Raw genomic sequence first — 11,303 nt, 5'->3', positions numbered from 1 at the left:
TTTTTTCTTTTCACTGGTTTCGTGGTACGAGGTAATCCTTTACCGGATGGCGTCGGAACATGCGAAACGACATCACTACATAGATTAATGAGCCCGCGCTGATTCCCATAAGCGAGTACTGGATATTCGGCAGGAAAGTACTGCCCACGATAATCGCCAGGCATACCGTTGAATTGAGAATAATTCCCTTACGCCACGGCGGGAACAGTTGCCAGTAGGGTAGCTGCTTGCCAATGTAAAACGCCGTCATGCCGCAAATTGCCAGTCGGTTGAATGTCGTACGGTTCATGTCGTCGACGATGGTGTACTTGATCATCTCCGACAGCAATAGAAGTCCCATGCACAGCAAAAGATGAGAGAGGGTCAGCAGGTTGCCCGATGATAGTCTTGAGGCGCGCTCCAGCAATGGGAAAGCATCGTAGTAGATCCACCAGAAACCCCAGGCCATCGCAAAACCGCTGATTGCGGCGCCCACCCGCAGTGGGGTCCAGTCGACCTGGGAGAGGCTGCCGACAATAGATATGACGGATTCCCCGAGCAGAATGATGATCATCAGTCCAATGCGTTCAACCAGGTGTGAGCGGTGCACTGGATGCTGGCAGGCGTTGCGGCGCAAATAACCCTGCCAGCAAATGTCGATGACAATGCCCAGATAGAACACGATGTACTGTACTGGGCCATCCAGGAAAAATGCGCACCCGCTTACCAGGGCGCCAAAGGTGATTGACTGGGCAATTTTCCGGGCGCAGCGTAACTCATTCCGTTGTTTGCTATATACCGCGAGATACATGCCCGCCAGGATCCAGCGAATCACCACGTAGGTCATCACATAGGCGTCAAATTTCCCGGATAAACTCTGCTCCGAGTAGGTGGAGAGCAGCACGACGAGTGCCATGATGAGCAGCGCGACGATCCGATGCTTGATATCGTCCTGGTCGAAGCGGTTGGCGTAGAGGGTGTGGGTCATCCATATCCACCACACGGGGATGAAAACCAGCGGAAAGCGGAGTAGCTGCTCTGCAGTGAGATGTCCGTGCACCGTGTGCGCGAGGTCGTTTGAGACCGCACTGATAACGGCGACAAACACCAGGTCAAAAAATAGTTCGAGCCAGGTGGCCCGCCGATTGTCTGATTGGGAGAGCGTGCGATCGGTGGCTGGCATGGTGCGCAGCTACACGCTCAGGACTGGTAGGAAGGGCGAGGAACGGGACGCTGTCATCAGACTACTCGCTAGGTTCTCGGTATCACTTCGATTGCAACCTCGTTGACGCGCATCAATGGCAACGAGAAGGGGGAGTTGTAGCGGTTGAAGATGGGGGTTCCTCGTGCGGTGAGCCCCGCCTCTTGCAGCGCTTCCAGTAGCTTACGCTCTTCCGCGCGATAGCGCTCCTGGCTCCAGCCACCGCGATAACGGCGAACCGCCACTAGCCGCTCCGGGATATGCCGCAGCGTCACTGCCTGATTGTTTGGTTTTGGCAGGGTTTCCATGGTGTACTCGGCGGGCATAAAAAAGTTCACCCGGTAGCGTTGCTTGCCGTTTGTATCCGGTTCTGCAGTGCGGTCTGGAGAAGGCTGCTGTGCCACCGGTGCAGTCATTGCGATTTTTTCGCTGGCCTGCTGCTGTACTGGCGCAGTCATCGACATTTTCTTTTGGCTTAAATTGTTACCAAAGATGTAGTCCGCCAGTACGCGGAACGCCAAGCCACTGGCATTTTCGAAGGTGGACTCCACTTCGACCTCGGCGACGATTTGCGGGGCGTAGCGCCGCAGCTCAAAGTCCGTATGTGTCTCAACCACCGTGTGTTGAGGGGTTTCAATTGCCGAAGCCATGGTTGCTCCCAAAATTCCGATCAGGGCAATACCGAGACGTACCAGGTGCCACATGATGGCTGCCTCCCAAAAGCACTGTCACTTCAGGATAGTACGGAGTGTTTATCCGGTTGGATCGGTGGGGGCTCTGGCAATAGTTGCCAGTTAGAGAAGAGGAGGCGTCTAGCGACGCCTCAGGTATAGCGGTTCAACGGGGGTGTCTTAAGTGGTGTGGCTTAAGTGGCGTGGCTTAAGAAGGATACTTCTGATCGATCACCACAGCATTATGAGCGTGCAGGCTCTCCTGGTGCTCGACTTTGAACCAGTAGTCCTTTACCCAGTCCGCATTTTCCAGCATGCCCTTTATTCTGCGTGCTGCGTCTTCACAGAACATCAGGTTGTCGCCATTCAAGCGGGCGAACTCTTGTTCGTCGCGGCGCTTCACCATGGTCTGCACCGGTGTGCCAATGGTTTCTTCTGTCTGCTGGACCAGCGAGGCCAGAGGTGGCCACGGGTTGTCACCGATGGTGAGCGCAAGGTAGGCATACGAGCGTTGGCTGTGTGGAGTGGCAACTGTGTTTGCCAGTGCCCAGCGGAGCAGCGCCTGCTTGTCGACCGTGTCTGTTGGGAATGCCGCATCAAGAGCGTTGGCGTAGAGCTGGCGCGCAAGTGCGGCAGAGCAGGGGCAGGTGCTGGAGTATGGGACCGCTATTTTCAGTCCATAGGAAATCTCGCCGTTTAGACTCTCTCCCGAAATTTCGATTGGGTAGGACTGGTAGCCGCTTTCGTCGCTTAACAGCGAGCCTTTTGGGAGCGTCAAATCAAACGACAGGCTGATCTTCGCACTTTTACTGATGCCGGCCTGGGATTCGACCATCTCCTTAAGCACGGTATTCAGAGCTTTTCTGTCACAGGTAACGGTAGAGAGGCGGTTGAGTAGGGCGTGTAGCCGCGACATATGGATTCCCTTAACGGAAGGGTCGTCGAGGCTAACGTACACATTGGCTTTGGCGGATACCGCCTGTGGACGTGCGTCCGCGGTCTCCATGAGAAGCGGGATGGCGATATCTTCCATGCCAACCCAACGGAGCGCATTGTTGCTGTTCTCAATCTGTGTCTTGGCAATATCAGGAAGCGATTCGGGTAACTGCATCTACATCGGGCCTAAATTGATTCGAATGGTTGGCTTTCCGTTAGAAAGTCTTATGCGGAAAATGCCAGGCGCTTGGCGGTAGGGGTTCTAGGCAGGACATTGCTGCCATCAAATACCTTCTGTCCATTCACCCAGGTTGCCTTGATGCTGGCACTAAACTGGTGGCCGGCAAATGGACTCCAGCCGCAGTGGTACAGACTGTTTTCGTTAGTAACCAGTGTCGGCGACTGCGTGTCGACCAGAACCAGGTCTGCGTAATGCCCCTCGCGGATAAACCCGCGCTCGCTTATCTGGTAGCGGATTGCCGGGTTATGCGCTGTCTTGTAGACCACCTGGGGGAGGCTAAGACGATTGTGATTCACGTGGTCGAGCAAGGTCAGCAGCGCGTGTTGCACCAGCGGCAGCCCTGCGGGAGCAACATCGTAAGCGACCTGCTTTTCTTCCCAGGTATGCGGTGCATGGTCGGTCGCAACGATGTCAATCTGGTTGGTGTGCAGCGCATTGAGCAGCGCATCCCGGTCGCTTTGCTTTTTGATGGAAGGGTTGCACTTGATCAGGTTGCCAAGGCGAGGGTAGTCCTGCTCGCTAAACCATAAATGGTGCACGCATACTTCGGCGGTAATGTTCTTTTTCTGAATAGGGCCGGGCTCAAATAGGGCCAATTCCTTTTCGGTAGTGATATGCAGAACATGCAGCTGGCTTCCGAATTGTTTTGCCAGACCCACGGCGTAGGAAGAGGAGACAAAACAAGACTCGGCATCGCGAAGCTTCGGGTGGTCTTCGATGGTGAGTTCAGGTTTTACGCTTAGGAGTGCTTCGCGCTTTCGGCTGATCACCGGACCACTTTCACAGTGGGTTACGATGAGGGTGGGAGAGTCGCGGAAGATACCCTCCAGCGCCGTTGGGTTTTCCACCAGTAGGTTACCGGTTGACGCCCCCATGAACACCTTCACCCCGCAGTGATTTCGCGGGTCGAGGCGTTTTATTTGCTCGAGGTTTTCTTCTGTGGCACCGAGGTAGAAAGAGTAGTTTGCCGCAGAGTGTTGCGCGGCGATGTTGAACTTGCTCTCCAGTGCCTCGATGGTGGTGGTTGCGGGATTGACGTTAGGCATTTCCATATAACTGGTAATGCCGCCAGCCACCGCGGCACGTGATTCACTGGCGATAGTGCCTTTGTGAGTCAGGCCCGGCTCGCGAAAATGTACCTGGTCATCGATCATGCCAGGTATAAGGTGCAGCCCCGTGGCATCCACGATTTGATCCCCGGGTTGCGCGGTAATTTCGCTCTCTAGTTTGGCTATTCTATCGTTTACGATACGCAGATCAGCTTCGAAGGTTTTGCCTTCATTTACAATACGCGCATTTTTTATCAGCGTAGACTTCATGCGTGTACGTCGTCCCCGGTCACCCATACTTGCTGTTTTGCTCCATCGACTTGAAGGTAGAAGCAAGTCTTTCTGCCTGTGTGGCAAGCGGAGCCCTGTTGCTCTACCTGGCAGAGGATCGCATCGCCATCACAGTCAAATGAAATGTCCACTACTGTCTGCACATGGCCACTGGTTTCGCCTTTTATCCAGAGCTGCTGGCGGCTGCGGGACCAGTATGTCATGCGCTGGGAAGAGATAGTCTTAAGTAGGGATTCTCTGTTCATCCAGGCGAACATGAGAATTTCTTTCGTGTGTACATCCTGTGTGATCACTGGGATCAGCCCGTCCGCATTGAAGGCGAGCTGATCAACGACGTCGGACAGAGCAAGTGGTGTCCGAGCGTCGTGATTTTCCAGTGCAACAAAATAGTCCCGTTGCATCGATTGTTCGGTCTCTACTGCTAACGAACGTTAAAAGGTTCCGCGCAAGCCCAGGCTGACGCCACGGCCCGGCAGCGGTGCCCGATCTTTAAGGAATGAGGTGTGCACTCGAGCTTCCTCGTCGGTCAGGTTCATGCCTTTAAGCACAGCGATCAGGTCACCCAGGTCGGTAGCGAAGGAGTAGCTCACTTCCGCATCTACCAGGGTGTAACCAGCGGTGCTGGTTTCGCGTTCTGCTACCTGGTTTTGTCTAAAGTAATGAGAGACGCCGATGTTGGCTTCCCAGCTATTTTGCTGGAAGCTCAGTTGGCTTCCCAGGCGTGCCGGCGGCGTGCGCGGCAGGTTGCCTCCGTCTTTCAGCTTGCTGCGAATGCGGTCACCCCAGAGATTGAGCGCAAAGGCTTCTGACAGTTGCCAGGCCATTTGAGCCTCAATACCGTACTGAATGGTGTCTGCCTGCTCGAATACGTAGACGGGCAGGGCACCGTGGTCGTGCGCGTGTTCTTCGCCCTCTGCTTCCGCGTGATCATGCTCTTCGTGATCGTGTCCGGCGATCGCTTCACTATCAAACCCGGTATCACGCTCGTAGTAGAAGTTGTCAATCTGGTTGTAGAAGACGTTCAGGGTCCAGCCGATATCACCGGAGTGCTTGCGCAGGCTCAGGTCGACATTATTAGAAACCTCTTCATTTACATCATTGACGTAGTGGAAGTGCGGATCATCTGATTCGTGCAAACGGAACAGTGCGCCTACCTCGAAACTTCCGGTACCGATATGTGGGCCGTAAGAGAAGAGCTCGGCGGCACTTGGTGCGCGTTGTGCGTGGGTGAAGGACGCACCAGCGTTGTAGTCAGCGGCGAAATCCCACACGACACCGGCGGAAGCGCTGTAAGGCGTAAAGGAAAGCTTGTCGAAGTCGAGAAGCTCTACGTGTTCCTCGTGCTCCTCACCCGCCATTTCCTCGTGCTCTTCCTCTTCCCAGGGGATGGAATCTGCACTGATATTGACTTTCTCAACGCGGGCACCCAGTTGCCACAGCAAGTCTCCGCTATTTTTTTCCTGCATGAATCCCAGAGCGATGCTGTCGGTGCGGCTCGGTGGTGTGAAGGCTTCTTCGCCCACCGCGGCAAAGTCGGTGGTTTTCCCTTCTACAGAAATGGCGCTGCGCCAGCCGGCGATTTCTTTCAGCAAAAAGTCGCTGCGTACTTGTAACGTTTCGTTGGCGAATACGGTTCCGAAAGCGCCGTTTTCAATCTCGACATGTTCGTAATCGGTGTAGCCGATACGGGTGTTGAGTCCGTTGAGCCAGGCACCATCCAGGGAGAGCTCACTGATCAGCTGCCAGCGGTCTTGTTTGAGATCGGAAATTACGGATTCTTCTTCATGCTCCTCGTGTTCTTCCTCGAGGCCGACTTCCATTTCATGCTCTACGTGTTCCTCACCATGGTCGTGGCTGTGACCGGGAATACCGTTAACCCGCTCCAGGCGCCCATAGGAAAGACCCACGTAGCCGTTTTCCAACAACCAGCTACCACCAAGGTTGAAGCCCTTGCTTCTGGACGCGCTGTTTTCCAGCACGCCTTCACTGTGCTCACCCTCGTGTTCCTCTTCGTGCTCTTCGTCAGAGTGAAGTTCTGCCTCACCCGGGATTTTGTAGTTGTCGCCATCGCGGGTGAAACCGTCAAAGTGATAGGCGAAATTCTCGCCGCCACCGGTGAAGGCCATGGAGAAGGCTTCTTCATCGTTCACTGAGTTGCTTTCTACGGAAACGGCACCCTTGGTGTCGCTGGAAGAGGGTACTCGGTCGTCGACGACATTGATCACACCACCAATGGCGCCGGAGCCATAAAACAGGGTGGCGGGCCCACGCAAGATCTCGATCTGTTCTGCGGTCATTGCCTCTGTCGCAACCACGTGGTCCGGGCCGACGCGCGATGCATCACTCACATCCAGGCCGTTTTGTGCAATCAGAACACGTGGACCATTGAGTCCGCGCACAATTGGGCTGCTGGCGACGGGTCCGAAGTAGGTGGAATGGACACCGACTTCATTCTTCAGGGTTTCGCCCAGAGTAGAGGCTTGCTTGCGTCGTAAGTCTTCGCCTGCCAGTACCGTCACCGGCTGCGCGGACTCCATTGCCGAAGCGTGGAGTGGGGTGGCGGTGACATCGATTTGCTCGATCATGGTGCGACGCAACGCGACCACCAACGGCTTTTCGCTCGCAGAGTCGATCAGCAAGGTCTGGTGGGTATGACCCGGCGCCTTGATGTGGAGTTCTCGACCTTCATTGCCGTCGGTATCCAGGGTGAAGCTGCCATCGGTACCGGTGCGTGTTTCCAGTCGGCTGCCGACGATGGATACGGTGGCGTTGCTGATGGCATTTCCAGATCCATCAGTTACCACCCCGGATACACCGTGTGCGAGCCCGGAAAGGGTCATTAGTGCCACGGTACTGGCTACATATCTCATTTGATCTTCCTCTGATGTGTGTGCGAGCGTACGGCGTAACGTGAATGTCACGATATTTAGATGTTACGATGTAACATATCTTACGCTCCTTGTAAGGCGTGAGCAACAGGGGCGAATGAATTCGGGCTCTTGGGGGGGCTTTGTGCCTAGCGGAGGGTGGGGTGCGGGCAATAGCGGGGGCGAACCCCCGCAGTCATCAGTCTTCGTAGGGGCTGATGTTGTGCACGTTCAGGCGGTAGGCCGCTTCGCCCTGTTCTGTGCTGGTCGGAAGGGTGCGCAGCTCGCCCTCGATATAGAAGGGGTCAAACAGGAACTGTACCTGAAACCCTTTTGAAAACTCACCATAAATCACCTGGTTGGGCGGTGGTGGTGGCAGGTGGATGCAGGCCCCGAAATAGGGCACTAACAAAAAGCTGGTGATTGTCTGATCATCATCAAACTCGAGCGGCACCACGAAGCCCGGGATTCGCACATTCTGTTGATCAAACTCGGGCTTGATGCGTGCAGATTTCAGCGCACGTTGATAGGGGGTATCGGCAACTGCCTGTTCAATTCCCTCCGGCCCCTCGGGGAAAATATCACCTTCGGAGCCCTCGGCAATGGCGTCCAGGTATTCCGGGGGATTGAGCAGTGCCTGCAGATCCTCTTGCGGGATCAGTTCCTCCCAGGCCACATCCCGGTATTCGATGTCGCGGTAGGGGGGATCGTCTCGGTCTTGCTGGGCCTTTGATACGCCCTTGGTTGCTGGCGATGTGGTCCTTGAGTGCGCGTCCCCGGTGTCGGGGTCCGGGCCCTTGTCGGTATTCCCGTGAAGGTCGGGAGTCTCGGGCGGTCGGCTGGCACTGAGATCCGCTTTGCTACAGCCGCTGAGAACGGCAAGGCAAAGCATTGTGGCGAGATAGAGGGTGCGAACAGGCATAGGCACAACATCGTGGAGTTTTCAAAGGTAGTTATGTTATATCATCAATGTTCGTTTCGATGAATCTTCTGATGAATGACTGGCTGAGGTAATCGATGAATGCACCGGCGGTTGAACTGGGGGAAGAGGCAGTTGCACTGGAGCGCCTGCGTTATTCCTATGAACGCGGGGCGTGCGTGCTGGATATCCCCCAGTGGTCCATACCCAAGGGCAGCCACCTGTTCTTGCGCGGACCATCCGGTTCCGGCAAGACCACGCTGCTCAATCTGCTTGCGGGCATGCTGGTCGCGCCTGAGGCTCGCCTGGAGGTCTTGGGGCAGTCGATGTCGGCATTGGGTAGCCGCCGCCGCGACCGTTTCCGTGCGCAGCATATTGGCGTGGTGTTCCAACAGTTCAATCTAATCCCCTATCTGAGTGTGTTAGACAACCTGCGATTGGCGGCACATTTCACCGGTAACACCAGAGATCTGGAGCGGCGCGCCAGCGAGTTGTTGGCTGAGTTGCGGCTTGGTCAGGACCTGCTCCAGCGAAAAGCAGCAAAGCTCAGTGTGGGGCAGCAGCAGCGGGTTGCCATTGCACGCGCACTGATCAATCGGCCAAATATGCTGTTGGTCGATGAGCCGACTTCTGCGTTGGACCCGGAAGCGCGCGATGCATTCGCCGAGCTTCTGCTGCAAAACTTCGCGAGTAGTGACAACACCCTCATCTTTGTAAGTCACGATACAACGCTTGCTGCGCATTTTTCTCAGCGCGCGGATATGCGTGAGCTGAATCGCGCTTGGCGCGAGGAGGGCAGTTATGCTGGTTAAGCTGGCGTGGCAGAGCCTGATGCATCGCCGGGGCAGCGTGTTGCTCGCAATTCTCTCGGTGAGTGTCAGTTTGTTTGTTTTGTTTGGTGTGGAGCAAATACGCAGCCATGCCAAAGACAGCTTCAACCGCACCGTATCGGGTGTGGATCTGATTGTGGGTGCCCGCACTGGCCCGATAAACCTGCTGTTATATAGCGTATTCCGCATGGGCAGCCCCAGTGCCAATATTTCCTGGCAGACCTACCAGCGGGTTGCGGATGAACCGGCCGTGGCCTGGAGTATCCCGATTTCACTGGGGGACTCCCACAAGGGGTATCGCGTAGTCGGAACGTCGCAGGATTTCTTCGAGCATTTTCGCTTTGGCAAAGGGCGGCCATTGGAACTCGCACAAGGCACTGCTTTTGACGATACCCTGGATGTGGTTCTGGGGGCGGAAGTCGCGAGAAAGCTTGGTTATGACCTTGGTGACTCCGTGGTGCTCGCCCATGGCTTGGGCAGCACCAGCTTCCATAATCATGATGATCGGCCATTTAAGGTCACTGGAATTTTACAGCCGACGGGAACCCCGACCGATCAGGCCTTGTATATCAGCCTGCAGGGTATGGAGGCGGTGCATGACCGCCACTGGGACGGTAGTGCGCTGGAGCCGCAAACCATTACCGCGTTTATGTTGGGACTCAACTCGCCAGTAAAAACCTTCCAGCTGCAACGCCAGATCAATACCGCGCGCGGCGAACCGTTGCTGGCGATATTGCCGGGTGTGGCACTCTCCCAGCTCTGGCAGATGTTGCGGGTCGTCGAAAACATACTGCTGTTGGTTGCCGCCTTGGTGGTGCTGGCGTCGCTACTGGGGCTCTGCATTATGTTGCTTACATCGATTCGTGAGCGCCGCAGGGAAATTGCCTTGTTGCGCACCATTGGCGCGGGACCATTACAGCTGTTTTTGCTGATACAAATAGAAGCGCTGCTTGTACTGGTGCTGGGCGCCTGCGTCGCGCTGTCCGTATTGTCTATTGGGCTTTGGATTGCAGAACCGCTATTAGCGGCGCACTACGGTGTTTATCTCGAAGGCTCCATTGTTTCTGAGCAGTCTATGCAGCTGTTTGGCATTATTGCTGCCGCGACATTTGTAGTCACACTGATTCCCGCTATCGGTGTGTATCGCGAGTCGTTGAAGCGCGGGTTAGAGGCATAACTGTATTAAGGCGCAACCGTATGAAGGAGCAATCGTATTGAGGATGAGCGGTTGATGCGGCTGGGAACGCAGCCGAAATTGCGCCGAGCTTACCGCCCCCTGTTCAGGGGGCTTCCTCCTGATCACTATAAATTGCGACACCCGCAGAGTTATCCGACAGGCGCCAGGCCCGGTACATACCCTCGGTATTGAATTCCATTGCAATATTGCCGGCTCGATCCATGGCGACAATGCCACCGGTACCGCCGGCGGGCAGCAGAACATCGTGGATCACTTCTCGCGCGGCGGTTGTCAGTGGCAGGTCGCGGTATAGCTTTCTGCTACAGATATCCGCGGCCACGTGATAGCGGATAAAGTATTCCCCGTGACCGGTAGCGGAAACGGCACAGCTGTTGTTGTCTGCCCAGGTCCCTGCACCAATGATGGGAGAGTCGCCCACACGGCCCCAGCGCTTGGCGGTCATGCCGCCGGTGGAGGTGCCGGCCGCGAGGTTACCTTGCTTGTCGAGCGCGGCAACGCCGACCGTGCCGTATTTGTAGTCGCTATCGGTAATATTGAAGGATGTGCCTTCGTCTTCAATTTTCTGCTTCGCTTGCTCAAGTTGCTTGAGGCGAAATTCGGTATCGAAATAGCTGTTTTCTACCTGCGGCAACCCGACGTGGCGGGCAAAGGCATCAGCGCCGGTGCCTGCCAGCATGACGTGGTCAGATTGATTCATGACGGCTTGGGCCGCCAGGATCGGGTTGCGGACAGTTTTTACGCCGGCCACGGCACCCGCTTTGCGATTGCTGCCATCCATGATCGAGGCATCCAACTCATGCGCCCCATCAAAAGTGTACACAGCGCCTTTGCCCGCGTTAAACAGCGGGGAATCTTCGAGAATAATGATGGCGGTGGTTACCGCTTGCAGGGAGGAGCCACCTTGCTCCAGTACCTTGTAGCCGGCATCCCGGGCCTCCGCTAGCTTCGCGCGAAGTTCGGATTCCTGTTTGTCCGTGAGCTTGGCGCGGGTGATCGTGCCCGCGCCACCATGGAGCACCAGCCCATATTTCTCTGCCCATGCCGGGGCAGTAACGAATAGCAAAGCAAAAATCAGTATTTTTCTCATGGTTCTTCACTCAATTCGGGTGCCCCGGAAGTCC

General features: G+C 55.7%; 10 protein-coding genes. 2 read left to right on the top strand and 8 right to left on the bottom strand.

Annotation, left to right across the window (positions count from 1 at the left end; translation table 11 throughout):
* Window positions 1-10: 10 nt before the first annotated feature.
* From AS89_RS16800 to AS89_RS16795, 7 genes are all read right to left on the bottom strand, one after another.
* On the bottom strand, window positions 11-1,162 hold the full coding sequence (locus AS89_RS16800; RefSeq protein WP_010130928.1) for a low temperature requirement protein A: 1,152 nt from the start codon (window positions 1,160-1,162) through the stop codon (window positions 11-13).
* A gap of 68 nt (window positions 1,163-1,230) precedes the next feature.
* Window positions 1,231-1,884 (bottom strand): SOUL family heme-binding protein, encoded by a 654-nt coding sequence (locus tag AS89_RS0103390; RefSeq protein ID WP_010130927.1) that lies wholly within the window; start codon window positions 1,882-1,884, stop codon window positions 1,231-1,233.
* A 175-nt stretch (window positions 1,885-2,059) separates the two neighbouring features.
* Window positions 2,060-2,962, bottom strand: a complete 903-nt coding sequence (gene folE2 / locus AS89_RS0103385) for a GTP cyclohydrolase FolE2 (protein WP_010130926.1) — start codon at window positions 2,960-2,962, stop codon at window positions 2,060-2,062.
* A gap of 50 nt (window positions 2,963-3,012) precedes the next feature.
* A complete protein-coding gene (locus AS89_RS0103380) occupies window positions 3,013-4,347 on the bottom strand; it encodes a dihydroorotase (RefSeq protein WP_010130925.1) in 1,335 nt (444 codons plus the stop codon).
* A complete protein-coding gene (gene hisI, locus AS89_RS0103375; protein ID WP_010130924.1) occupies window positions 4,344-4,769 on the bottom strand; it encodes a phosphoribosyl-AMP cyclohydrolase in 426 nt (141 codons plus the stop codon). Before hisI ends, AS89_RS0103380 begins: the two co-directional genes overlap by 4 nt.
* A 30-nt stretch (window positions 4,770-4,799) precedes the next feature.
* The gene (locus AS89_RS0103370; protein WP_010130923.1) at window positions 4,800-7,238 is read right to left on the bottom strand and encodes a TonB-dependent receptor; all 2,439 of its coding nucleotides are present in this window, start codon (window positions 7,236-7,238) and stop codon (window positions 4,800-4,802) included.
* A 196-nt stretch (window positions 7,239-7,434) separates the two neighbouring features.
* Window positions 7,435-8,157 carry a DUF3299 domain-containing protein gene (locus tag AS89_RS16795; RefSeq protein ID WP_010130922.1) on the bottom strand — a complete coding sequence of 241 codons (723 nt, stop codon included), beginning with the start codon at window positions 8,155-8,157 and terminating at the stop codon, window positions 7,435-7,437.
* A 95-nt stretch (window positions 8,158-8,252) separates the two neighbouring features.
* On the opposite strand from AS89_RS16795, the gene AS89_RS0103360 reads away from it, so the two are divergent.
* Together AS89_RS0103360 and AS89_RS0103355 are read left to right on the top strand one after the other, a co-directional pair.
* Window positions 8,253-8,966, top strand: a complete 714-nt coding sequence (locus AS89_RS0103360; protein WP_010130921.1) for an ABC transporter ATP-binding protein — start codon at window positions 8,253-8,255, stop codon at window positions 8,964-8,966.
* Window positions 8,956-10,161 (top strand): ABC transporter permease, encoded by a 1,206-nt coding sequence (locus AS89_RS0103355; RefSeq protein WP_010130920.1) that lies wholly within the window; start codon window positions 8,956-8,958, stop codon window positions 10,159-10,161. The genes AS89_RS0103360 and AS89_RS0103355 overlap by 11 nt, the downstream gene beginning before the upstream one ends.
* Before the next feature lie 103 nt (window positions 10,162-10,264).
* On the opposite strand, the gene AS89_RS0103350 is transcribed toward AS89_RS0103355, so the two are convergent.
* Complete coding sequence (locus AS89_RS0103350) at window positions 10,265-11,269, bottom strand: isoaspartyl peptidase/L-asparaginase family protein (RefSeq protein ID WP_010130919.1); 1,005 nt, start codon at window positions 11,267-11,269, stop codon at window positions 10,265-10,267.
* Window positions 11,270-11,303 lie beyond the last annotated feature (34 nt).

Source organism: Microbulbifer agarilyticus S89 (assembly GCF_000220505.1).
Taxonomy (GTDB): Bacteria; Pseudomonadota; Gammaproteobacteria; order Pseudomonadales; family Cellvibrionaceae; genus Microbulbifer; species Microbulbifer agarilyticus_B.
The sequence above is the reverse complement of the archived record's forward strand: the minus strand, read 5'-3'. Positions and strand labels throughout refer to the sequence as shown.